Origin of the sequence: Paracoccus thiocyanatus (genome assembly GCF_900156255.1) — a bacterium.
Lineage (GTDB): Bacteria > Pseudomonadota > Alphaproteobacteria > Rhodobacterales > Rhodobacteraceae > Paracoccus > Paracoccus thiocyanatus.
Genome location: NZ_FTMK01000033.1, coordinates 1 through 24,606 on the forward strand (window position 1 = coordinate 1; position 24,606 = coordinate 24,606).

At 60.1% G+C, this 24,606-nt stretch carries 16 protein-coding genes; 10 read left to right on the forward strand and 6 right to left on the reverse strand.

Annotation, left to right across the window (positions count from 1 at the left end):
* The 6 genes from F3H32_RS16060 to F3H32_RS16085 all read right to left on the reverse strand — a co-directional run.
* On the reverse strand, window positions 1–1,682 hold a 1,682-nt coding region (locus F3H32_RS16060), incomplete at its 3' end, for a recombinase family protein (protein ID WP_149766709.1).
* A gap of 3 nt (window positions 1,683–1,685) precedes the next feature.
* Window positions 1,686–1,901, reverse strand: coding sequence for a hypothetical protein (locus F3H32_RS16065; protein ID WP_085502599.1), 216 nt, complete (start codon window positions 1,899–1,901; stop codon window positions 1,686–1,688).
* A 243-nt stretch (window positions 1,902–2,144) separates the two neighbouring features.
* Window positions 2,145–3,137, reverse strand: coding sequence for a hypothetical protein (locus F3H32_RS16070; protein WP_223191502.1), 993 nt, complete (start codon window positions 3,135–3,137; stop codon window positions 2,145–2,147).
* A 435-nt stretch (window positions 3,138–3,572) separates the two neighbouring features.
* Complete coding sequence (locus F3H32_RS16075; protein ID WP_223191503.1) at window positions 3,573–5,840, reverse strand: AAA family ATPase; 2,268 nt, start codon at window positions 5,838–5,840, stop codon at window positions 3,573–3,575.
* 331 nt (window positions 5,841–6,171) lie between these two features.
* Window positions 6,172–7,338, reverse strand: a complete 1,167-nt coding sequence (locus tag F3H32_RS16080; protein WP_149766711.1) for a hypothetical protein — start codon at window positions 7,336–7,338, stop codon at window positions 6,172–6,174.
* A gap of 159 nt (window positions 7,339–7,497) precedes the next feature.
* Complete coding sequence (locus tag F3H32_RS16085) at window positions 7,498–8,034, reverse strand: hypothetical protein (RefSeq protein ID WP_223191504.1); 537 nt, start codon at window positions 8,032–8,034, stop codon at window positions 7,498–7,500.
* A 117-nt stretch (window positions 8,035–8,151) separates the two neighbouring features.
* Here F3H32_RS16085 and F3H32_RS16090 point away from each other — a divergent pair, with 117 nt between their 5' ends.
* From F3H32_RS16090 to F3H32_RS16140, 10 genes are all read left to right on the forward strand, one after another.
* Window positions 8,152–8,331, forward strand: a complete 180-nt coding sequence (locus F3H32_RS16090) for a ribbon-helix-helix domain-containing protein (RefSeq protein ID WP_081614940.1) — start codon at window positions 8,152–8,154, stop codon at window positions 8,329–8,331.
* An 825-nt stretch (window positions 8,332–9,156) separates the two neighbouring features.
* On the forward strand, window positions 9,157–11,016 hold the full coding sequence (locus F3H32_RS16095) for a DUF927 domain-containing protein (protein ID WP_223191505.1): 1,860 nt from the start codon (window positions 9,157–9,159) through the stop codon (window positions 11,014–11,016).
* A gap of 534 nt (window positions 11,017–11,550) precedes the next feature.
* On the forward strand, window positions 11,551–12,453 hold the full coding sequence (locus tag F3H32_RS16105; RefSeq protein WP_149766713.1) for a WYL domain-containing protein: 903 nt from the start codon (window positions 11,551–11,553) through the stop codon (window positions 12,451–12,453).
* Window positions 12,450–13,052, forward strand: coding sequence for a DUF1819 family protein (locus F3H32_RS16110; protein WP_149766714.1), 603 nt, complete (start codon window positions 12,450–12,452; stop codon window positions 13,050–13,052). The genes F3H32_RS16105 and F3H32_RS16110 overlap by 4 nt, the downstream gene beginning before the upstream one ends.
* Window positions 13,053–13,054: 2 nt before the next feature.
* Entirely contained in the window at window positions 13,055–13,657 is a 603-nt protein-coding gene (locus tag F3H32_RS16115) for a DUF1788 domain-containing protein (RefSeq protein ID WP_149766715.1), read from the forward strand.
* A 3-nt stretch (window positions 13,658–13,660) separates the two neighbouring features.
* Entirely contained in the window at window positions 13,661–17,194 is a 3,534-nt protein-coding gene (gene brxC / locus F3H32_RS16120) for a BREX system P-loop protein BrxC (RefSeq protein WP_149766716.1), read from the forward strand.
* On the forward strand, window positions 17,194–21,927 hold the full coding sequence (pglX, locus tag F3H32_RS17975; RefSeq protein ID WP_149766717.1) for a BREX-1 system adenine-specific DNA-methyltransferase PglX: 4,734 nt from the start codon (window positions 17,194–17,196) through the stop codon (window positions 21,925–21,927). Before brxC ends, pglX begins: the two co-directional genes overlap by 1 nt.
* Window positions 21,928–21,934: 7 nt before the next feature.
* A complete protein-coding gene (gene brxL / locus F3H32_RS16130; protein ID WP_149766718.1) occupies window positions 21,935–24,043 on the forward strand; it encodes a BREX system Lon protease-like protein BrxL in 2,109 nt (702 codons plus the stop codon).
* Window positions 24,044–24,048: 5 nt separating this feature from the next.
* Window positions 24,049–24,402 carry a hypothetical protein gene (locus F3H32_RS16135; protein WP_149766719.1) on the forward strand — a complete coding sequence of 118 codons (354 nt, stop codon included), beginning with the start codon at window positions 24,049–24,051 and terminating at the stop codon, window positions 24,400–24,402.
* On the forward strand, window positions 24,399–24,606 hold a 208-nt coding region (locus F3H32_RS16140), incomplete at its 3' end, for a DUF262 domain-containing protein (RefSeq protein ID WP_149766720.1). The genes F3H32_RS16135 and F3H32_RS16140, both read left to right, overlap by 4 nt.

The following is a 24,606-nucleotide window of genomic DNA, read 5'->3' on the forward strand; positions in this document are numbered from 1 at the left end:
GCCCCCGCAACCATCGTTTCCGACTCGACTGATTTACCAGCCCTCGCCAAGCGCGGGGGCTTTGTCGTATCCGCCTCCGAAAGCGCCAGAATCCCGGCCAGTTCGCCCAGCAGTTCGATCTCGTGTCCGCCGGGCGCATCGGGTTCGGGCACCATCCGGATCTCGGTGATCAGGCTCCGAAGGATCTGCGTTGCTTCCAGCTTCATCCCCGGTTCCTGAAGCGCTGCTGAAAGGTTTGCGATCTTCTCGCGGTAGAGATCCGACAGGCGCGGATGCAGCCGCAGGGCCGGAGGCTCCGGGGTATCTTCGAGGAAGGCCGTGAGCTGCGCTTTCCGGGCTTCAAGATCCGCCATCTTCGTCTTCATCGACGGGTGATACATGCCGTCCTCGATGGCGGCGAGGATGCCGGCGATCTTCTTCTGGATCTGCTTCAGGTCGCGCCTGGCATTATCCCGGTCGCTGCTGCGGTCGCCCGCTGCGGCATTGAACGCCTTGCGGTATTCCTCGACGAAGGCGGCGATCAGATCGGGGTGCAGGAGCTTCTCGCGCAACCCGTCGAGCACCCGGGCCTCGACCTCTTCGCGCAGGATTGTCGCACGGTTGCTGCAGATGCTGTGGCCCTTGTTGCGCGCCGCCGCGCAGCCGTAACGGGTCTTGTTGATCAGCGTATAGCTCGCCCCGCAGCAGCCGCATTTGACGAGGCCAGAGAACAGGTAGTCCGGGCGGCGGGCGCGTTCGGGCCGGGGCCGGGCAGACTGGACGCCCGCCGGGTTCATATCGGCGCGGATCGCGCCTTGCCGTTCCTTGGTCGCATGCCAGAGGTCATCGGGGATGATCCGCAGGTCCGGCACCTCTTCGATAATCCAGTCCTCGGGTGGGTTCGGCCGGGCCTGACGCTTCTGCGTCGCCGGGTCCTTCACGAAACGCTGTCGGTTCCAGACGAGGCGGCCGATATAAAGCTCATTGTTCAGGATCCCCGTGCCGCGCTTCCAGTTGCCGGAAATCGTGGATGGTCCCCAGGTGCCCGCGCCCTTGCCGCTGTCGGGCGACGCGATGCCTTCGTCGTTCAGCGCCGCCGCGATGGCGCGGGCGGAACGTCCCGAGGCATATTCGGTGAAGATGCGGGTGACGATCGCAGCCTGATCGGGGTCGATCATCCGTTCGCCGGTGGTGAGCGTTCCATCGGCACACAACTCGCGCCGGGCGCGATAGCCATAGCTGATGCCGCCGGCCGACTTGCCGTCGCGCACACGGCCTTCAAGGCCACGATGTGTCTTTTGGGCGAGGTCTTTCAGATAGAGCGCCGACATCGTGCCCTTCAGCCCGATATGCAGTTCGGAAATCTCGCCCTCGGCCACGGTGATCAGGGGGATGCCGAGAAAACTGACCTGTTTGTAGAAGGCGGCGATATGTTCCTGATCGCGGCTGATCCGGTCGATGCTTTCGGCGACGATGACGTCGATCCGGCGGCGCCGGGCGTCGTCCTGCAACTTCTGGTAACCAGGGCGCAGAGCCGATGCGCCGGAGATGGCGGCATCGGTATAGACTTCGGCAATGGTCCAGTCCTTCTGCGCGATCAGGCGTCGGCAGATGCGGATCTGGTCTTCAAGTGAGGCCTCGCGCTGATTGTCCGAAGAATAGCGTGCATAGATCGCGGCGCGCAGTGCGGGGGATTGGATCATGCGTTACTCCTTCGGGCGATGCGCTGCCTTCTGCGCGGCAATGTCGGCCAGGGCGACGTGGCGCGCCAGCAGCTGGACGAGGCGAACAAGGTCAGGGTGCGGCGGTTCGTGATTCTGGGCAAGGGCTTTGTCGGTGCTATCGGCCGAAGGGGCCGAAGCGGCGGCCGCCGTCTGTGCGGCGCCGTCCTTCCTGGCAATATCTCTCCGGTCTCGCGCCATGGGCCGAGCTGCTCCCTGCGCCGTGGGACATGGCCCATCGGCGTTCGCTGATGATGATCCTGTGTGCGGGTGGTCCCGCTGCTGTTGGAATGATCATAGGGCATGGGAACGGCTCTCTAAGCTGCAAACTCGGGTCTCGAGGTTCATGAATGTGGATAACCAACTGCGAAATATGGAAATCTCACTCTCAAGAGGGGCAGTCGAGGATGGGGCCGGCCCACGGGCAAGCGCGTCGACCACGTCCTACGTGCCGGGCGGGGCTCCAGCCGGGCGCAGCGGACCATCCGCGCGAATTATCCGGATTTTATTTGGGGCTGGGTGGAGCGTCCGGTCCGGGCTTCCAGATCGTCTTGACGGCTCACCCCGCAAACTCCGGTCTGTCCGTATAAAGCTGCGCGACGACGGCCCTGCGCATGCGGATGGCGAGGCTATCGTGCCAGATCTCCATCGCCCGTTTCCGCTCGAGCGGGAGAGCCAGCCGTCCGGCCACCGCCAGTTCGAAAAGAACAGCCAGTCGAGATCATGGATGCGCAGGCAGATCAGGCCCTGCCGCACCGAGTCGCGGGTGAGCGGCAGGCCGATCACCCGGCTGACGCCGTGCTCCGCGCGCAGGCCCTGCTGATGGGCCTCGCGTCGGATCAGCCCCTTGGTGACATCGGCCTCTGTGATGGTGACCAGCCCGTCCAGCCTGCGGCGGATGTCTGCGGGCATCTCGTTGACGGCCCGATCCAGCGCCAGCTGGAAGCGCGAATCGGCGGCGATGTCGAGATCCCATTCCTGTGGCTCCTTGCGCCAGAGCACAGGCTTCGCGGTTACAGTCCATTGGCCGGATTCGATCAGTCCAAGCGCGCGCAGCACCGGCAGCACCTGCGGGGCGGCCCAGGCCGGGCCAAGGCCATGCGCGGTCCTGATGTTCGGCGGCGGAAGGACTGCGCCCGCGCGTCGACCCCACCATGCGGCGGCCTCAGGGGATTCGCACCCGTCGGGCAGTCTGTAAGAGAGAAGCCCGCATTGATGGGCGAGGCTGAGCACAGTGACGCAGATATCGTCCCATCTGGGCAGGATCCCCGGCAGTCGGGGATGGGGCAGCGGTCTCGCGCCACGCCCGGTCTCCTCGGCTTGTCCGAGGGCGATCAGTGCATCGCAGCCGAACTGATAAGCGGAAGTGAACATATGGTCCCATTCCTCGCCCTTGCGATCAAGCACAGGCAAGTTGGCTTCGATGAAGCGGAGCACCCGAGGGATCCAGGTCGCTGGATTTGGATGGTGGGTCATTGCTGGTCACCTCGTCTGGGGAGGACATTCGGGGCGGATAGGGCGCAGGACGTGAAAGACGGATGACTTGATTGTGCCGCGCCATTTCACGTTGTTCTTTTGCGTCTGATCTTTCTCTTTTTGCCTTGGTCACACCGGCGCGCCGAAAGACCCGGCGCGTTCCTGGTTTTTGTTTTTTGGTTTTGGGTCTCTTCTCTCTTTCCTTTTTATTCCCTGGGGAATGGAATGGGCGGCGGGCAGAGCCCGCCGCAGGGGGTGCCGTTTTTTGTTTTGAGGGTTTTATTGGCGGCTCCGCCGCTCTCTTTTGTTTTTTTATTTTGGTCCCTTTCTTTCCTGCGGGGCGATTTGACAGGGCGGCGCGCGATCGCGTGGGGCGGGCACCACCCCCGCTGAATTCTATTGCGGTTGATGCGCAGGGTGCGCGTCATCAACTTCGTCTGGTGCTGCACTGCGCACCCGGGCAAGCCAGTCCGCCGCCTCGGCGCGATCCATGTCGCGGGACGCGGCCAGCGCCCTGGCCATCTCTTCGAGCAGGTCGCGGTGGAGGCTGAGGATCTGGGTGGCGCGTTTCTCGGCAGCCTCCAACTCGCGGCGGACGCGAAACAGCACGTCGGGGTCCAGCGCGATCAAAGTATCGGGATCGGCGGTCCAGACCGGACCCTGAGCACCAAGGCCATAGCGCGTCTGGATCGATGTGGCGATCATCGTGGCCTGAGCCAGATCGGAATCCGGGCTGCCGCCGGCACCGGCCGAGATGTCGCCAAGCACGAGGCGTTCGGCGGCACGTCCGGCGAGCAATTGCGCCAGACGATCCTGCATGTCCTGCAATACGCCATGTTTGGCCTCTGCATCGAACAAGGTGCCGCCGCCGCCGTTCCGGTCGAGGAACATCCGTTTGACCGGCCCAAGGCGAAGGGCCGCACAGGTGATGGCGTGGCCGCATTCGTGCAGGGCGACGCGACGGTCGATCTCAGGATCATGCGTGATGCGGAATACCTGCTGGAGATCGGCAAGCACCATGTCCCGCCTCGCCCCACGGGCCATTGCCCGCGTCTGCCGGATGGCGGCGTCGACATCTGCCGCCGAGCAGCCGACGGCACGCGTGGCGATATCGCGCAGATCGGCCTCGCGCCAGTCCGGCAGGCAATGCCGGAAGACGCTGAACAGACCCTCGACATCCGGCAGGGGCAGGGCGACCTTCATGTCGAAACGTCCGGCGCGCAGCACGGCGGGGTCGATCAGGTCCGGGTGGTTGCAGGTGCCGACGACGATCACGCCTTCTTCCCGGGCGATGGCGTCCATCTCGGCGAGAAAAGCGTTGATGACCTGTGTGCGGTAGGACCGGTTGTGCTGATCGCGGTCTTCGCGCGAACCGACGGCATCAATCTCGTCGATGATCAGCACGGTTGGTGCTTTCGAGCGCGCCTCGGCAAAGCACTTGCGCATCTCGCGCAGCATGTCGCCGAGGTGGCCTGCGGCCTGCCATGCGCCGAAGGTGCCGGTCACGACGCTGAACCCTGCCGAATTGCCCATGGCGCGGGCGATCCACGATTTGCCGGTGCCGGGCGGGCCGTAGAGCAGCAGCGTCCGGGTCAGGTCCTGCCAGGCGACCTCACCCGTCTTCCAAACGCGCAGGTCGCGCGTGATCTGGCGCGCGGCCTGCAGCGCCGGGGTATTGCCGTGGATGTCTTCCAGCCAGGGGCCGTCAGCTGCGGCGCGCGGGGCTTTGTTCGTCAGCGTCACGATCCGTTCGGCAACGGCCTTCGCACTCGGCGCCCGCATCGCCAGACTGAGGGCCAGTGGCTCCAAGTCGGAGAGGGCCGCGTCGTTCGGGAGGGCAGTGCGAACCGCAGTCTCGTCGATCCGTCCGGTGGCACTATGCGTGGCGCGCAGGGCGGTCATCAGGATCTCCGCCGACAGAGGCGCAAAGGCCCGGCGCTGGATTGGCGCTTGCTGCAGCATGGCGGGCACGGCCGCCTCATCTGGCCAGAGGATCACGATCGGTGCGCGCATGTCGACAGCACGCGCGAGATCGGCGGCAAATGCGCTCACGGCGCGTTCAGAGACTTTGTTGTTCGAGATGTCCGGGCTGAGCAGCAGCACGTAGGGCTGACCCTTTGGTAGACGGCCAGGTGACAGGGCCACGGACATGTCCTGAGGGAGAAGATGCGACATGAGCCGGTTGATCTGATCGATGAGATCACCCGGGACGCGCGCGATCACCGTGATCGCGCCCGGCACCAGCATCGCATTGCGATCCGGGATGCTGCCAATACTGGCGGCGAGGCGCAGCAGTGGGAACAACTTGCCGGCGGGCAGGCGGATGCGGGGCTGCGAGGTGCCGTTGGCGGCGGTGGCGGCCGGATCGCCGCCGGCGTCCGCAATGGCGTCATGTTCTTCGGGGGAGATGTTTTGTGCCGCCGGGCTGCGGTTCAAGGCATCAAGCGCAGCGGAGCCCGGAGGCGACATCGCGGCCTCCAGCAGCTCGGGCAGATCCATGTCTTCCGGGTCGAGGCACGGATCCCAGGACGGGGTCAGCTTCTCGGCCAGATCGGCTTTGAGGTGGCGAATGGCCTGACGGGCCAGGGGATGCCAAGTGGGAGGATTATGGGTTCCGGATTCGGGATCAGGATTGCTGGTCGGGGTGAAGATTGTCTGGGTCATGGCAGGACTCCGGGTATAAGAGGGCGAACGATCCGGCATTCCGGATCGCAGCAAGACAGATCGAGGGAGCGCGCGATCCTGTTGACGCGGATGCGGCAGAGGCGGTCTGGTTCGGGGTGAGCAGGGATCCGGAAGCCTTCGGGCATCCGCAGTGCCTGATCCGTTCTGATCTGGAGTCCGGGATGCGGCTTGCAGAAAACCTTGGCATTGCTTCGGTGCCGCGTGGCTTCAAGATGGCAAGGAGACGCGCTGCCGTCCCCTTGCCGCAGGAGGCATCCGGATCAGCGAGATGGTTCCCTCGCGGGATCCGGAACGCCCTGTCCGAAACCCGTTATCCGCTCACGCCCCAATGGCGACGCAGGATCGGATGGTGATCACGCGGGGCTGCCGTGGGGCGGGGTTTGCGGCACGGTTGGGGTGCCGGAGTCCGGGTGGGCGATGCGGCAGGTGGGGGCGTATCCGGGGCACCGAGCGGGGCTTCCGGATTGTTGTCTACCGTGGTGTGGCGCGGCGCTGAGAGGACATCCGGACTCCGGGTGCGGTCCGCATCGACGATCTCTGCCTCGATCCGATCAAGGGTCTCGTGGAGGATGGCAAGCGACTCAGGCCGGTAGATCTCGCTGACCACGTTCATCAGATCATTGAATTCCGGGTGAGGGACGAGGGCTTCCGGATAGAGACGACGAAGTTCCGCATGGGCGGCCTTTTCCATTGCGCAGGCAGCGTGGCCGGTCGGCATGGCCACGACCCGGAGAACCTCGACGTGAGCATCTTTTGGGAGGCCAAGTTGGTGTTTGTGTCTCTTTACGGGATGCGACGAGTATCCGAGTTTGAGATAGTGCCTCTTGGTTCCAGGATGGCGGATATCAAGCAAGTAGATGTAGGACGGCTTGGCGGTCCAGCTCTGCCCACATCCGGCGCAGTCGCACTGCCCCCATTGAAGATTGGCACGCGCGATGCGTTGTTCGTGTCCACAATGGTGGCGATAGAACCGGTAAGACGCGTTGCCCTGCGGGTCGCGCCCGAGGCGTGTCCAACCGACCCGCAGCGCCTCTGCCTCTTCGCGACGAACAAGGCAGGTCTCGCAGCGCGCGGCAACTGCGCCGGATGCGACACGCTCAACGAAGGTGAACTGGCGCCGAATCTCGTGGCCACAGGGCGGGAGGTAACGGCCGTAATGGCGGTGATCCGGATCCCGGCCGAGCCAGGTCAGGCCGGCGGTCAGCGCCATCTCGCGCCACCGGTTCTCGATACAATGCGGGCACAACGGCTGCGCGGTCATCACGACCGAGTGTCGGGCAACGTGAATGCCGCCGCAACTCTGGCAGCGGAGTGCCACATGCAGACGGTCACGAACGCGGGCGATTAGGTCAAAACCCTTGGCGCTCGCCGCCTCGATCCAATGGGCATGCAGTTCGCCGGGATGGATGATCAGCGGCAAGTCGGAGACCGAAAGCGGGGCGCGGGTGTCGTGCGAAGACAGGATGGTCGTGGACATGGGTAGTCCTCCTGAAAAAAGCAGGATGATGGGAAGCCAAGGGCGCCGGGCGCACGCAGGGCGTGCGACCGGATACCGCTGGCAAAAGGAATGGTGCGGGTGCGGGACGAGCTTGCCTGCCGTTTGCAGCAAACAAGTGCCATCAGATATGCGGGGTGATTACGCTGCGGGGGCCAGCATGGTCGCGGGCGTGTCCGGCTCGACCACAAAACAGTCTGCTTCGACCATATCCGCGACATCCTCAAGGGTCGCGAGGGCATGCAGATGCTGCTGGAAACCCGCGACCATCAGGTTGACGCGTCGTGCAACGGGGTCAGTGCCGGCACAGAGGAAGGCATGGGGAAAACGGTCGGGCAGGGCGAGAATGTCCCGGACCTGTTCCGGGCTGTCGCTCTCGATCAGCATCTGTGCCATTTGACCGAGGCGCTTCAGCGGCTGATCCTCGCAGCGACAGACCGGTGTTCCGTGCAGGGCGGTGATCGCGTCCAGCACATGCGCCCGGGCCCGTTCGGCGTCGCGGATCCACGCGTCGCAGGCCGGATCCCAGCTGTCACAATGCTCGAGATCGCGCTCAGCTTCGATGTAAGCCGCGAGGTCGCGCATCACAGCGCCAAACTGGATGGTGACAGGCGTATGCGCAAAGGAAGATGCGACTTCCGTGGTCTTCGCCGAGATAGTATAGGTGCAGTCAGCCATGATGGTCTCCTCAACCGAGATCAGTGTGGTTAGGGCCGGGCAAGGGGGTAGGAGCCCTTGCCTGTGCCTGCATTATATGACACCATTAAACCGTAAATCAAGTATAGATTCGGGAAAATGGAAAAAAAACGTGGACGCCCTCCTGTGGATTCGGAGGCGGTCAATCTTCGGCTTCCTCGCGAACTGATAGAAGCCATAGACAATCGACGTCGTGATGAGAGGGATCTGCCAACGCGGCCCGAGATGATCCGACGCGCACTGGCCCAGTGGCTGGAGATGACAGGCCCGGGAGATTGAAGGGTGCGGACGTCGCGGTTGGATTGTTGAAGCCTGAGATCAGCGGGCAACCCACAATAGGTTCGTCAATCCGGGCAGGCGATCAGATGGCGCCAGTGCGTCCCGGGTCAAACGGGTTCCCTGACGGGTGTCTTCAGAGTGTCCCAGATCATCGGAATGGGTTCAGGTTATCCTTCATTCGGGCGGTGTCACCTGAACTGGGAAAAGGATGAGACATCCGTTCTGCGATGCCGAGATTGCCAAGATCAGGAATTGTGGCCCAAACTCGTCAAGAGGGAATGCGTTGAACCCCCGGTGCGACCTGACAGCGGATCGTAGGATCAGCTTGCGGCGGCCTGACCAAATCGGCGCGGATCACGCACAATGCCTTGGCGAGTTCCTGGCAATGATGGTGGCCTGAATGGCAACAGGGCTTCCATAATCTTGCGTAGGGCAGGCAAGGCGGTGCTGCGGGGGACTCCCGCCTGACACCGGTTCAAGGCCTCTCTTTGTTTTGGTCCGCCGGACCGGTTGGACTGTTGGACAGCCGCCGCACCGCGGGCTTCAACCTGCGCAGCCTTGTAGTGCTCGGTCCGGTCCAATGGTCCAACAAATCCAACGGACCGGCAGATGGGCATGGGCGATTTATCCGGATTTTCCGCATGTGTGGGGTCTGCCGCTTCCTTCTCCATCGGATCATTGTCCGTTCCCATCCGGGTTATCCCCAAAATTCGGGCATCTGGTGCCATTGTCCACAATATCGCGCATCCCTGCCGCTGACTTGCATGCCGACCCGGCACATCATGATGGGGATGGCGCAACCCCGCGCCTTGCATGGAAAAAACGATGCCGGACAATAACCCTATCGACGCACAGCAGCACAGCGCGCTTCCCGAAACCCCGCCCGCCCCCACCGATGCCGGACAGACCATTCTGCCGGATGATGCCGCTGAGGAGACGTCCGAGGCCCGGTTGCGCGCTCTTCATCACGATCCGGAAATCGCCGCCTTCCTGGTCGCCATGCGTCAGGAATTGCCCCCGTTCTGGACCCATCTTCCGCGTGAACAGATGCTGGGCTATGGCGGTATCGACGATGAATGGGTGCCGATGTGCGGACCTCTGCGCGTCGAAGCCTTGACCCGCGATGACAGCGGCAGGAACTGGGGCCGCCGGGTTTGTTTTCTCGACCGCGACGGAAATTTGCGTCGGGAAACCATCCCTGAGGCCGATATTCTCGACAAGCCACGCAGCGTCTGTGCGCAGCTGATCTCGGCGGGACTTGCCATCGAGGGCAACCGGAACGACATCATCGACCTGATCCGCCGCTGGCCGGTGGAAGCCCGGATCCTGTCGGTCTCGCGTCCCGGCTGGATGGCAGGGACGGATGCGGCACCTGCCTATCTGCTGCCTGACGGCAAGCTGCTTCCGGAAGATCCACAGCGTGGTGAGACGGTCGAGTTGATCCATGCCCGCAGCGCCGTACCGTCCTCGGGTTCGCTGGACGGCTGGAAAGACACCGTCGGTCGTCTGGCCGTCGGCAATCCGGCGTTGATCTGCGCCATTTCTGCAGTGCTGGCGGGTCCGCTGTTGAAACATGCGGGGATCGAGACGCTTGGACTGAATTTCCACGCCTCGACCAGTTCGGGAAAGACCACCGCCCTGATCACTGCGCAGAGCTGCATCGGTCCGCCCAAACTTGACCGCTGGAACGCCACTAATACGGCGCTGGAACTCGCATGCCGCCTGGCCCATGACGGCGTCCTGATGCTGGATGAATTCCCGGCCCGACCTTCGCCCGCGATCATCGAGGCCATCTACATGATCGGCAATGGTACGGGCCGGGGGCGCGGCAACCACAAACTGATCATGGAAGCGACGGCGCGCTGGGAAACCGTCCTGCTCTCGACCTCGGAGAAACCGATTGAGCGGATCCTGGCTGCTGCCGGGATCCAGATGCCCGAAGGGATCGGCGTCCGGCTGATTGATGTTCCTGCACCGTCGTGGCCGTTCGGCCTCTTCAAGACGTTGCATGGACATGGCTCGGGCCACGCCTTCGCCGAGACGCTCCAGAATGCTGCCAGGGAACATTATGGGCATGTCCTGCCGGCATTCGTGGACAGGATCATCGCACAACATGACCTGATGAAGGAGACCCTGCGCCCGATGATCTCGCGCCTGCGCAGCAAGATGCTGGTGGCGATCGGGCTGCCTGGGAATGCCAAAGAGGGGCCGGTGCTGCGGGTTCTGAACCGTCTGGCCCTGATCGCTGCGGCTGGCGAAATCGGCAGCCGGCTCGGCGTCCTGCCCTGGCGGAAGGGCATGGCGACCGACGCCCTCGTCGAGATCGCGGTGATCTGGCACAGGGCCCATGCGGCGCGTCCGCCGTCGACTGCCGAGGCCATGGCGGAACGTCTGGCCGGATACTTGCGCCGCAACCGCCACCGCTTGTGCCCGCCGGGAGCCGAGCCGGATCCGGATGCCATCGGCTGGTGTGATGAGCGCTGGATCTATCTCGGCATCGATGCGTTCCGGATGGACATCGCCTCCGGCATGCCGGCAGGCCTGGCGGTGAAGCTGCTGGGCGATGCGGGTCTGCTGGTTCCGGGTGGTGAGCAGAGGTCGTATCAGTATCGCCTGCCCCGGCATGTCGATCCGGACAGGGCACGGGTCTATCGCCTCGACCGGCAGAGGATTGAGGGCGGATAGCCTGGCAGGAGCGGCGCTCTGGCTGGGGGGCAGCCGTTTATCGTAGCGGTTTCCGAGCCGCCACAGACAGGCTGCCCGGCATCATTCGGTGTCGGAATAAAAGTAGTTTGTTTGCTCTCAGCCTCTCAGGCGGCAGGATCTCCGGTTATGCCCTGTCAGTCTTTTCCCCCGCTTGGCGGGCCTCACGGGGCGAACAGAGGCGTTTTACAAAGATCGATAATATGGGGCGAAGGGCGTTTCGCCATGTTATCGGGAATACGAGCAGTTCGTGCCCCGATCGGATCGCCAGGACGTAGCGTTGGACGCCTAGGGGGTAACAATCTACGCCCTCTGTAGCAATCACAGAAGACCTGATGCTCATAATCGCGCGAGCAGCCACTCAGGGTCTGGCCGATGTGCCGGTCTGCTGTGTGAATAACTCGCATCAGGTCTCCCCCAGACTTGACAAGGGGATGCATGAAGGAATAGAAAGTATGCGGGTATTGTAGGGGTGTCCATATATTTTATATCCTCGTGAGAGCGGCGGGACGAACAATGTTGAAATGGGTTGTCGAGAGGCGGCTGGAGTTCATCGAATTTCGCCTGTTCTGGGAGGGGGGCGTCAATCGCTCTGACCTGATCGATACGTTTGGCGTTTCGGTTCCGCAGGCATCAAAGGATTTGACCCATTATCAGGAGCGAGCGCCGCTGAACGCGGTCTACGACAAAAGCGCTCGTCGCTACGTGGCAGGGCCGGATTTTCGGCCAGTGTTTCTTGATCCAGATCCGGATGCCTATCTCATGCGGCTGCGCTCGATGGCAGAAGGTTTCGCAGATTCAGGCTCGAACTGGCTTTCCATCCCGCCTGACATGGATATCGCGCTTACTTTGCGCCGTAAGATCGATACCGAAGTTCTGCGTTCAGTTCTGACGGCAGTGCGTGAAGAGCGATCGCTCGTCCTTCACTATCAATCCATGAGCCGTGATCGCCCTGATCCTGCTTGGCGGCGCATTACCCCCCACGCTTTTGGCTTTGATGGCCTGCGTTGGCACGTTCGGGCCTGGTGTCATGAGACGGAAAGGTTCAAGGATTTCCTGCTTTCACGCGTCCTTGGCCACGGCGAGTCTGGTGAGCCGGGCGCTCGTGCGGCGCAGGACAGGCTGTGGCAAGAAACATTCGACATCACCATTGTTCCGCATCCCGAGCTGTCGGCCGGCCAGCAGGCAGTGGTCGCGAAGGACTACAACATGGCGGATGGGCGCGCTGTGCTGACAGTTCGCTACGCCATGCTGTTTTATGTTCTCAAGCGGTTGGGACTTCTTGAAGGGGCGCTGACGCGTGATCCGCGGACCCAGCATATTGTCGCCGCCAACGAACATGAGGTTGCTGCTGCCCTTGAGCGTGCGCAGCAGGAATTCGATGAGGCTGACGTAGCAAGCGGGGCGGCGCCTCGATGATGGCTACCGTATCGAAATACCGCATGTCCTTCAGTGTGGGCGGGCTGATGCTCAATGAGAGCCTTGCGATCGCGCAGGCCTATCACCCTGGAGAGACATGGGCTTGTGCTCGCGAGCGCCTGCTTGCCCAGGGCGCGTCGTCCTTGCCCAAACTGGCCTCGCAAACTCGCGCACTTCGTGAAGTGTATGACCGGATAGGTCATCTCTCCGATGCAGAGCGCCATTACCTGTCGGCAGAGGCTGACCGCGCCGAGCAGCTGGCGATGATCTGGCTGGCCATCTGCCGGACTTATCGGTTCGTCCACGAGTTCGCCGTCGAGGTGATCAGTGAGCGGTACCAATCCTGGCGACTTGATCTGGGCCATGAGGTTTTTGACCGTTTTCTCGCGGAGAAAGCTGAGACCGATCCTGCCCTTGCGGAGCTTTCGTCATCAACTTGCGCGAAATTGCGTCAGGTCCTGTTTCGGATATTGCGTGAAGCTGGCTTGAGAAGTGTCGAGGGCAGAATTCAGCCGATCTGGTTGTCGGGGCGCATGAAGCGGCTGATTGAGGAGAGTAATCCGGCGGACTTGCGGGTCTTTCCCGGAAATGGGGGGTAATTGTGGGCACGAAAACTGATCGGCGCGCCCGCGCCGAGCACTTATTCAGGGTAATTTCCAGTGATCGGTTCTTGCAAAAGCAAGGGCTGGGAAACGAGGTTCCCTTTTTCATCTGCGCTTTTGATGCTGAAGACGGACTGAGCCTGGGCGAGGATCGCGAGGATCTGATCACCCGGCTAAGCCACGCTGGTGTGCGCGTCCTCGATATCGATCTCTATGACCTTTCGCTCAGGATCCTCGAAGATCGGGGAATCTTCGAGCAGATCCTTGAGGTCGAAGCCGAAACGGAAAAGGCGGAACTCAAGGAGCTGTTGCAGGGCGTTCTGGACCCGCAGGCGCACCTCATTCCAGAGATTGCGCGGCGCATTGAAGAAGTCCCGCACGACGTGATCTTCTTGTCAGGCGTAGGCGAAGTTTACCCCTACCTGCGGTCGCACAACGTCCTCAACAATCTGCAAAGCACCGCGAAAGACCGCCCGACGGTCATGTTCTTTCCTGGAAAATACACACACGCGCTGGCGACAGGAGCATCGCTGGAATTGTTCGGCTTGCTCCATGACGACAAATACTACCGCGCGTTCAATATCATGAATTACGAGGTCTGACCGATGGCTACTTTTCTGCGTGATATCTTTGCCAAGCCGGTCGACCGTTCGATCGATGGGGTGATCAAGGCTGACGACAAGGCCAGCCTCCTGACCGAGCTTGATGAATATGTCATCACCAACGAGATCGGCGCCCGGCTGGAGCAATTCCTCGACGCCTACAACAATTACGATACCGCGAACGGAGTGTGGATTTCCGGCTTCTTCGGGTCAGGCAAATCTCACCTGCTGAAGATGCTCGCCCTGCTGCTGGAGAATGACGAGGTCGAGGGACAACGTCCCGTCGAAATCTTTGAGCGCAAGCTTGAGGGCAATCCGATGCTGGCGGGTGCGCTGCGCAAGGCCGTGTCGATCCCGTCCCGGTCGGTCTTGTTCAATATCGATCAGAAGGCGGATGTGATCTCGAAGACGGATGTCGATGCGCTTCTGGCCGTCTTCCAGAAGGTCTTTGACGAGATGTGCGGCTATTACGGCAAGCTCCCGCATATCGCGCAGTTCGAGCGTGATCTCGACAGCCGCGGGAAGCTTGATGCCTTCAAGGCGGCCTTTGCGCAGTCTTCCGGCAAGCCCTGGGAGCGCGGGCGTGAACAGGCTCTGATGGAAGGCAAGCACATTGCCGCCGCTTTCGCGGAGGTCACGGGCGATGAGGTCAAGGATATTCTTGGCCAGTATCGTAAGGATACCAAGGTCTCGATTGAAGATTTCGCCAACATGGTGAAGTCGTGGATCGATGCGCAGGGGCCAAAATTCCGGCTGAACTTCTTCGTCGATGAGGTCGGGCAGTATATCGCCGACAACGTCAAACTCATGACGAACCTGCAAACCATCGCCGAAAGCCTGAACACGAAGTGCAAGGGGCAGGCCTGGATTGTTGTCACCGCCCAGCAGGACATGGGTTCGGTCATCGGGGATCTGACGGCACAGCAAGAGAATGACTTCTCGAAAATTCAGGCACGCTTCGCCAACCGGATGCCTCTGAATTCTCAAGATGTGGCCGAAGTCATCCAGCGCCGCCTTCTGGCTAAGACCGAGGCTGGTCAGATCACCCTTGGCAATCTTTACGATGCCGAAGAGAACAACCTGCGCACCCTGTTCGATTTTGGAGATAATTCCTTCAAGTTCAGGAATTTCTCCGGAAAGGAGCAGTTCGTCGCGAGCTACCCGTTCCCGAACTACCAGTATGATCTGTTCCAGCGCGCGATCATGGGGCTCTCTCAGCACAATGCGTTTGAGGGCAAGCACAGCTCGGTCGGTGAACGCTCCATGTTGGGGGTGTTTCAGGAGGTGGCCAAAAAGCTGGCGGATACGCCAGTCGGGGGGCTGGCGACCTTCGACCTGATGTTCGAGGGGATTCGCACTGCCCTCAAATCCTCGGTTCAGCAGTCGATCCAACTGGCCGAGAAGAACCTTGGTGATGATTTCGCCGTTCGGGTTCTGAAAGTCCTGTTCCTTGTCAAATATGTCAAGGAATTCAAGCCGACTGCCCGCAACATATCGATCCTCCTGCTGTCCCGGTTCGAGGCGGACCAGACCGAGCAGCGCCGCAATATCGAAGAGGCTTTGTCGCTTCTGGAACGCCAGACGCTGATCCAGCGTAATGGTGAGGTCTATGAATTCCTAACCAACGAGGAAAAGGACGTCGAGGCCGAGATCAAGGCAATTGCCGTCGATCCCGCAGAGATTGAGCGGCAGCTCGATGAACTGGCGTTTGGGGCGATCCTCCGTCACGGCAAGATCAAGCATGCCGGCACGGGTGTGGACTATGCTTTTACCCGCAAGCTCGACGGGCACAGCCTGAACCGGGAGCATGAGCTTTCGGTGAACATCGTCTCGCCCTTCAGCGACGATTCCGACGCGCCGGATGTGGTTCGTTCGAACAGCATGGCAAGCGATGAGATGGTTGTCCTGCTGGGACGTGATGTGCGCTTCACGCGCGATCTCGTCCTCTGGCTCCAGACCGTGAAATTCGCCCGTCAGGTCACCAGCGGTGACGCCCAGCCAGGTCGTGATCGCATCATTGCGGAAAAGCGTGATCAGAATACGCGGCGCGAAAAGGAACTGGTGCAGCGTCTCCGCACTCTGATCGCGGATGCTCGCCTTTTTGTGCGTGGAGCCGAGCTGGAAATCGGAGGTGAAGACCCGCAGGAACGGCTGGTCAAAGGTTTCCAAGTCCTGGTCGACAAGGTCTATACCAGCCTGCCTGTGCTGCGCGGCGCCACCTACACCGAAGCCGATCTCGGGCGCGCAGGACGCGTCGATGGCGGGCTTTTCGGCGGTGAAGGCAGCGGTCTGACCGAAGCCGAGCAGGACGTGCTGAATCACGCTCAGGCCCAGATGCGCCTTGGGACGCGGGTCTCGGTCAAGGCTTTGGTCGAGAAGTTTGGTGCCAAACCTTATGGCTGGCCGTCCATCGCGGTGCTTTGCCTGACCGCGAGCCTTGTCGCGCGCGGCAAGCTCGAGGCACGGGCCGACAGTGCTCTGCTGGAAGGGGATGCTCTGGCGCAGGGGCTGCGCAACAGCCATGCCCTTGGCAATATTCTGCTCTCTCCGCAGATTGAGTTTACCGCGGCCCAGATCCGCAGATCGCGCGAGCTGTTTCAGGCACTGTTCGACCTGCCCGCGTCGGGCAATGACGCTCGCAGTCTGGGGGCGGAGTGGCAGGCCCAGTTGCGCAAGCTGACCAGCGAACTGGAGGGTCTTGGCCGGCAGTCGGCTGGCTATCCCTTTATTGCAGCCCTCGATCCCTTGCGAACTCTGCTCGACAGCATGCGCGACCAGTCGGCGACATGGTTCATTACCGGCCCGGTTGGGCAGGAAGATCAACTGCTGGATGCCAAGGAGGATATCCTCGACAAGGTCCGCAGCTTCATGTCCGGACCGCAGAAGGTCATCTATGACGAGGTGCGCGCTTTCCTGACCGCTCAGGATCAGAACGTCACCTTTGCCGACGCTCCTGCCGCCGATACGTTGCGTCAGGCGCTGGCCGATCCGCAGTGCTTCAAGGGCACCGCGATTCAGGAACTGAAGGCGGATTTCTACACCCTGAAGGAGCGTATCGAACAATCGGTTCTGGCCGAGCGCAACGCCGTCATCGCGGCGATCGAAGAGGTGGCCGAGAAAACCACCCAGACCTCGGAATTCCGTGCGCTACCGCCAGAGCAGCAGACCCGTATCCGCGATGAGCTTGCCGCGCAGAAAGCCAGCATGGCCTCGCAAACCCTGATCCCGGCCTTGCGCCATCGGGTGACAGAGGTGCGTTCCAACCTTCTGGCCGATACGCTGACGCGGATCGCCGAACTGACGCCTGCACCGGCGCCCGCTCCGCAGCCCCAACCTGCAGGTGGCGTGGCCGAAGCCCCGGCCAAGCCATATGTGCCGCCGACGCCGGCAAAGCCCCAATATGTCAACGCCCAGTCGATCACCGTCTCTATCGGGAAAGCCTATCTCGAAGATGCAGACGATGTGACCCGCTACCTCGACGAGATGAAAAAGACCCTGCTGGCCGAGATCGGCGCGGGCAAGAAAGTGATTGTCTGATGGATACCAACGCCCTGAAGAAATTTGCGCAAAGCGCGCGCAACCTGCTGATCGATCAGGTAACTGCCCGGCTTGATATGGTGCTGGCCGAAGGCGCAGCGGCTCGCCGCGAGCATCCCAAAGCGATTGCTAAACTTGAAGCCGCCGCCAACAGCAACCGCGCCCATGTGATCGAGCAGGCAGCCTACACCTGGTTCAACCGCTTCACCGCGCTGCGCTTCATGGATGTCACGGGCCTGACCAACCCGCGCGTCGTATCGCCCGCCGATGGCGCTACCCGGCCCGAGATTCTGGCCGAGGCGATGGCGGGCAACCTGCCGGATCGCGCCCGGCCCGAGATCGCCGAATATCTGAACGGCACTCGCCCCGCCCATGATGGGCAGGCGGAAGCCTATCGGCTGCTGCTGATCCATGCCTGCAACGAATGGCACGCCGCGATGCCCTATATGTTCGAGCGCGCCGATATGCTCGACCGGGCCGAGGATTATACCGAACTGCTGATGCCCGACGATCTTCTGTCGCCGGACAGCATCCTTGCCCGCCTGCGCGAGGTGATGACGGAAGAGGCCTGCCAGGATGTCGAAATCATCGGCTGGCTTTACCAATTCTATATCAGCGAAAAGAAGGATCAGGTTTTCGCGGGCCTGAAGAAGAACCAGAAGATCACGGCGGAAAACATTCCCGCCGCGACGCAGCTGTTCACCCCGCACTGGATCGTTCGCTATCTGGTGGAAAACTCGCTGGGGCGGTTGTGGCTGCTCAATCGGCCCCAGTCGAACCTAGCGGCGAAGATGGATTATTACATCGCGCCGGAAGATCCGGAAACGGATTTCCTGAAAATCACCCGGCCCGAAGATATCCGCATCTGCGATCCGGCCTGCGGCTCGGGCCATATGCTAACCTACGCCTTTGACCTGCTCTATGAAATCTATGCCGAGGAAGGCCATGACGCGGCCGAAATTCCCGGCCTGATCCTGAAGCACAACCTGACTGGCATTGAGATTGACGACCGTGCAGGCGCCTTGGCAGCCTTTGCCCTGTCAATGAAGGCGGCAGCGAAGCTGGGGCGGCGGCGGTTCCTGCGGATGGAGGAAAAGCCCGATATCGTGGTCTTGCAGGATGTGCGCTTCACCCCGGCCGAAATGCAGGACGTGGCCGCCGTGGTGGGCAAGGATCTGTTCACGGATGAGCTGCGCGAGACGCTGGGGCAGTTCGATCAGGCCAAGAACTTCGGCTCGCTGATTGTGCCAAAGCTGCGCGACCCGGCCGAGACGCTGCGGGTGGTGGAAGCGCGGGATTTTGGGTCCGACCTGTTGCTGAAGGAGGTGCAGGCGCGTGTCATGGCCGTGCTGCGCATGGCTGAGGCGCTGTCATCTAAGTACCACGTGGTGGTGGCCAACCCGCCGTATATGGGCAATGGAGGAATGAACGCCCAGCTCAAGTCTATGCTTGCAAGTCAATACAATGCCAGCAAGGCCGACCTTATGACTGCGTTCATAGATAGGTCACAAACCGTTACTCTTAGAAACGGATACATTGCATCTGTTACGCTTGATGCGTGGATGTTTCTTGCTTCCTTCGAGAAATTTCGTTCAAATCTTCTAAAAAAATCTTCGATCGCGCAACTTACGCACATCGGCTGGAATTGTTTCCCGGAAGGGCACACATATAACCGAGGTGTAGCCTTTGTAATATTGAACGGAAAGCGGGATTGCGCTGGAGATTACATCAATCTCGCCGATGCATCGGCAACAACAGGCAAAGGTGCGCTATTCCTTGCAAAGAGGGAGGCGAACGAAACTATTTCGTTGGGCGCGCACGATTTCCAGACGATTCCTGGAACGCCGATTGCATATTGGCTTTCGGGTCAATTGCGGTCAGCTTTTGTAAGTGGCAAACGGATCAACAGTATCGCTCGCGCTGCGAAGGGGCTCGTAACTGCCAATAACGAGCGATTTGTCCGAGATTGGACTGAAGTCAATCTTGCGGGGATAAAGTTCGGTGCGAACTCGCGAAGCGAAGCTAAAGACAGCCAATGCACATGGTTTCCATATGCAAAGGGAGGGCCAGTCCGTCGGTGGTATGGCAATCTTGAGAGCGTTGTGAATTGGTATAATGATGGATACGAAATCCAAAATACCCTTACGGATGATGGGGCTCGTGTAAGAGCCACGAACTTTAATTTAGATCGGATTTTCCTACCTGGCATTAGCTGGACGGTGGTTACATCAAGTGATCTCTCATTCCGCATGGTAGGGGCGGGATACCTGTTCGATGCGGCCGCTGGCGTTTGCCAAGCAAATAGTTTTGATGCCAATCTTGGGTTGCTCAGCTTTCTGAACTCCAAGGTTGCACACAAGATCCTAGAATCGATTAATCCTACGATTAATCTTCACCCTGGCTACCTCGAAGCTCTGCCTATCAATGACACGCTTGGCCCCGAGCCCCCGATGACCGAAAACTGGCTGTTGGATGTGCAATTGGCCAGTGCCGTTTTTCGTGCTGATCAGGCTGCGATCTGGGTGACGGATTTGGGTATCCCGGCGAAATACGAAGCCGCCGTGCGCGAACACGCCGAATTCTACCGTTCCGGTAAGCGGCTGGATGCGCTGCGCGAGATCGAGCGTGAGCGCCCGTCACAAAGCGCCAACGACGTCCGGCGTAAGATGCTGGCGGTCTGCGCCGGCGCGGATGGTGATCTCGATACGGTGATCGAGGCGATGCTGGCCGAACTGGCCGAAGATCGTGATGATGCGCTGCGGCTCATCGACCGGGTCGGGCTGGCGGAGTTTTTCTGGAAAGAGGTTTCGACGCGCTACGGCTATACGCCGGATATCCCGGATTTTCAGGATTTTGCCATCACGCTGTTTTCCAGCGCATGGGCGCGGGCCATGGGAGAAGCTGCCCCCCTGAACACCGATGCCGCGCTGATGTTCCGCCGCTGGAGCGCTTCGCGCCGGTGGGGTGAAGCGTTCGAGAAGCTGTCGGGCGATTATCAGGACGTGCTGAAGATCAGGGACAATCTGGCCTCCCGCGATTTTCGCACCCTCATGCCGCATGATCACTTCGAGGAAGTGGACCGGAGGATCGTTGTCGCCATCGTTGAGGGGCTGGCCCGGCAGAGCCTGCCCGCGACAGATGTGCTGAAATGGGTGCGTGATCGCCGACAGAGCCATTGGTATAGCCGTTACGCCGATGTCTATCAGGCCATTGGCTATGCGACCGAGTTCCAGCAGGTGCTGGCAGAAGCAGACCTGACGATGAGCAGCTTGCCTGATGGCGTGAAACGCTATTCTGCAAGCTGGTTCCGGCTGGACCAGCTTTATCGCAAGTTCATCTATCACATGCAGAAAAGCGGGCAGGCCGGGCTGCTATCCGCGCTCTATGATGCGGTCGAGAACCGCTACACCACAAATTTCGTGCTGAAGCTCAACGACGCCTGGCAGGATCAGATTGCCCGCCTGACGGATTGGACGATTCCGGGTTTTCGTCGGCAGATGGAATTCTATCACGAGGAAGTCGCCTATTTCCGGCGTCTGGATACCCCGCAAAAAGTCGTGGTCATCATCTCGGATGCGCTGCGTTACGAAGTGGCCGAAGAGGCGCTGCGCGAGATCCGCAAGCTCAACCGGTTCGATGCCGAACTGAAGCCGATGATTGGCGCGTTGCCCAGCTATACCCAGCTAGGCATGGCGGCGCTCTTGCCGCATCGACAACTGGCAATCCGCGACGACAATGATCTGGTGCTTCTGGACGGCGAGAGCACTATGGGTGCCGCAGCCCGTGAAAAGGCGCTGGCTGCTGGCCGGGCTGGAGACCGGGTAAAGGTTCTGGCGGCGAAGGATTTCATGAACCTTGGATCGTCAGAGGGCAAAGACCTCTTCCGGGATCATGACATCCTTTATCTCTACCACAACCAGATTGACGCGATTGGCGACAAGCTCGCCACCGAAGAGAATGTTCCCGCAGCAGCAGAGACCGCCATTGAGGATCTGGTGAAGCTGGTGCGCAAGCTGACCTCCGCCAATTTCTCGAACATCCTGATCACCGCGGATCATGGGTTCCTGTGGCAACACAAGGCTTTGGAAGAGAGCGGCTTCGCGCTGAGCGAGCCGGAAGGCGAGATCGTTACACGCAACCGGCGCTATGTGATCGGACGCGGTCTTAACAGCAGTGGCGGCATGAAGAAGTTTTCGGCCGCACAGCTTGGCCTAGAAGGTGAGCAGGACATTCTAATCCCGAACTCGATCAACCGCCTGCGGGTCAAAGGATCGGGCAGCCGCTTTGTCCATGGCGGGGCGAGCCTACAGGAGATCGTCCTGCCAGTCCTGCGTGTGGGCAAGCAGCGCAAGGAGGATGTCGGGCAGGTATCGGTGCAGATCATTCCGCCAGCCCGTGCCCAGATCACTACAGGTCAGATCCAGGTCACCTTCTATCAGGCAGAGCCTGTTACCGAGAAGCAGCAGCCCCGACAGGTGCATGCTGCGATCTTTGCAGACGATGGATCGCTCATCTCTGACGAAGCCGAGCTGGAATTCGATTTCGCATCCGAGAATCCACGCGAGCGTGAGCTATCGCGGGGCTTCCTGCTGACCAAGGCGGCAGACGCCTATAACAATCAGACAGTCTTCCTGAAGCTGCGAACGCGCATCGGCAAGACCAGCCATTTCGAAGATCACGCTTCGCAGCCGCTGCTGCTGAAACGCGGGATCAGCACAGATTTCGATTTCTGAGGTGCCGATGTCGACCCTTGATGACAAGATCAACGAGCATTTTGCCGGTTTCGTGGTCCGCAAGGACTTGGTGAAGGCGGTGAAGGGGAACGCCATCGTTCCCACCTATGTGCTCGAATACCTTCTCGGCCAGTATTGTGCGACCGACGACGAGGCCTCGATTGCGACAGGCATCGAGACGGTCAAGGACATCCTGCGTAAGCACTATGTCCATCGTTCCGAGGCGGGTTTGGTCCAGTCAACGATCAAGGAGCGCGGCCGCTACAAGGTGATTGACCAAGTCAGCGTAGCACTTAACGAGAAGACTGATGCTTATGAAGCGGTCTTTGAAAACCTCGGGATCAAGCGCGTTGCCATCGACAGTGCCACGGTCAAGGCGCACCCTAAACTGCTGGTAACGGGCATCTGGTGCATCGCGGATGTGCAATACGAGTTCTCGGAAGACAGCCGGATCTCCCCTTGGATCATCGACACGCTGAAGCCGATCCAGATCGCCCGTGTGGACTATGACGCCTATCGCGAGACGCGGGACAAGTTCACCACCGAGGAATGGATTGATCTGTTGATGCAGAGCATAGGCTTTGACCCAACCTTGTTCGGGCGCAGGTCAAAGCTTTTGCAGTTGCTGCGCTTGGTCCCCTTCGTCGAGCGGAATTATAACCTCATCGAGCTAGGTCCAAAGGGCACAGGCAAATCGCATGTCTATTCCGAGTTTTCGCCCCATGGTCAGCTGATTTCCGGCGGCGAGATCACGGTTCCTAAGCTCTTCGTGAACAACTCCAATGGGCGGATCGGATTGGTTGGCTATTGGGATGTCGTGGCCTTTGATGAGTTTGCCGGCCGTGAGAAGACGGCCAACAAGGCACTTGTCGACATCATGAAAAACTACATGGCGAACAAGCAGTTCTCGCGCGGGGTAAATCCGATGGGCGCCGAGGCGAGTTTCGCCTTCGTCGGGAACACCGATCATAACGTGCCTTGGATGCTAAAGAATTCCGACCTGTTCGAGGCGCTGCCGCCACAGTTCCACGACAGCGCTTTCATTGACCGGTTGCACGCCTATCTGCCCGGATGGGAGGTCGATATCATCCGGGGTGAGATGTTCACATCTGGCTACGGCTTCATCGTCGACTATCTGGCCGAAATCTTGCGTCACCTGCGGCAGGAGGATTTTTCACATCGGCCAGACCTGCATTTCAAGATCAGCGAGAAAATTTCGACGCGAGATCGGGATGCAATCTACAAGACCATGTCCGGGCTTCTAAAGCTGATCTTCCCAAATGGCGGCGAGACAGCGGAAGATGTCGAAGAACTACTTCGGCTTGCCATGGAAAGCCGCAAGCGCGTGAAAGACCAGCTAGCTCGCATCGACAGCACCTATCCCGAGGTCGATTTTTACTACCTCGGATCCGACGGCACCAAGCGGCGTGTAACAACGGTCGAGGAAGAAGAATACCCGCAGTTCTACTATCTCAAGCCAGCGCTGGATCCCAAGGAACAGGAACAGACCGAGACGTCGACTGATGGTGGCGATGCCGCTTCGGACGCTGGTGGAGCGGGATCAGCTTCCGGCACCGCGGCAGAGCCCATTCTTGCGGCCAAGACAGACGTAAAACCTGCTCTGGAAGAAGGGCATCACGTCTTCACTGAGGATCGCAAGGGGATCAGCTACGATCGCCTCTTTGGCCCATACATTGCGGGCGCATCCAAGATTATCGTGACGGACCCCTATGTGCGGTTCTTCTACCAGATCCGAAACATGATGGAATTCGTCGAAATGGTTATTCGGCGCAAGTCGCCCGAGGACCAGATCAGCGTTCATCTCGTAACCGGTCCTGATGATGGCAACGTCGCGAAACAACGTGAATTGCTGGATTCAATCGCGGACGCCTGCGTCGGCTCTGGCGTTGCGTTCACATGGGCCTTTGATGGCACAGGGACCGCGCATGCGCGCGATATCGTTACCGACACCGGCTGGAAAATCGTTCTGGATCGCGGTCTCGATATTTTCCAGGCACCCATCAGAAAGGACGGGTTTTCACTTGGGGACCGTTTGCAGGAGCACCGGGTCATCAAGGGCTTCTATGTGACCTATGTGCGAAATGGTGAGGGGTAAGGCCTATGTTTCGTGTTGATAAAGATGACAACTCGATCAAGCCCCTCAAGGCACTTTGCTTTTCCGAATTGGGCTTCAAGGAACGCCAGCATCTGCAGGAATGGATCGCGAACTATCCGTCTTGCTTGGACGAAGACCAGTTGATCATCCAGAAGGAGCTCGCGGGATTTTCTGACATCAATGACGAAGGCACCTTTCTAAGGCTTCATAGGTATCAGGCCCCTAGGAGCGGCGTTAAGAGCAAGGTCCGCAGAGAGGTGATAGCACTTGAAAGCATAAAGGAGGCCTTGGAGTATATTCGATACGACCAGACTGCCTCTGGCAAAATACTAGCTATTGAGAAATCGGGTAACCAATGAATAACCAACCTAAACCAGACTCCAAGACCTATGATGACCTGATCTCTGATGTGAAAAAGGGGATCATAAAGGTTCCAAAGTTTCAGCGAGATTTTGTTTGGGATTTGAAGGCGACCGCCAAGCTTTTAGATTCAATCCTGAAGGGCTATCCCATTGGGACATTTATTCTTTGGGAAACCGATCAGCGTATCAACGATATCAAAA

Excerpts from the sequence above, each read along its gene's own strand:
- F3H32_RS16065 (WP_085502599.1), bottom strand. The coding sequence starts at position 1,901 with ATGGCGCGAGACCGGAGAGATATTGCCAGGAAGGACGGCGCCGCACAG.
- F3H32_RS16075 (WP_223191503.1), bottom strand. The coding sequence starts at position 5,840 with ATGACCCAGACAATCTTCACCCCGACCAGCAATCCTGATCCCGAATCC.
- F3H32_RS16080 (WP_149766711.1), bottom strand. The coding sequence starts at position 7,338 with ATGTCCACGACCATCCTGTCTTCGCACGACACCCGCGCCCCGCTTTCG.
- F3H32_RS16085 (WP_223191504.1), bottom strand. The coding sequence starts at position 8,034 with ATGGCTGACTGCACCTATACTATCTCGGCGAAGACCACGGAAGTCGCA.
- F3H32_RS16090 (WP_081614940.1), top strand. The coding sequence starts at position 8,152 with ATGGAAAAAAAACGTGGACGCCCTCCTGTGGATTCGGAGGCGGTCAAT.
- F3H32_RS16095 (WP_223191505.1), top strand. The coding sequence starts at position 9,157 with ATGCCGGACAATAACCCTATCGACGCACAGCAGCACAGCGCGCTTCCC.
- F3H32_RS16105 (WP_149766713.1), top strand. The coding sequence starts at position 11,551 with ATGTTGAAATGGGTTGTCGAGAGGCGGCTGGAGTTCATCGAATTTCGC.
- F3H32_RS16110 (WP_149766714.1), top strand. The coding sequence starts at position 12,450 with ATGATGGCTACCGTATCGAAATACCGCATGTCCTTCAGTGTGGGCGGG.
- brxC (WP_149766716.1), top strand. The coding sequence starts at position 13,661 with ATGGCTACTTTTCTGCGTGATATCTTTGCCAAGCCGGTCGACCGTTCG.
- pglX (WP_149766717.1), top strand. The coding sequence starts at position 17,194 with ATGGATACCAACGCCCTGAAGAAATTTGCGCAAAGCGCGCGCAACCTG.
- brxL (WP_149766718.1), top strand. The coding sequence starts at position 21,935 with ATGTCGACCCTTGATGACAAGATCAACGAGCATTTTGCCGGTTTCGTG.
- F3H32_RS16135 (WP_149766719.1), top strand. The coding sequence starts at position 24,049 with ATGTTTCGTGTTGATAAAGATGACAACTCGATCAAGCCCCTCAAGGCA.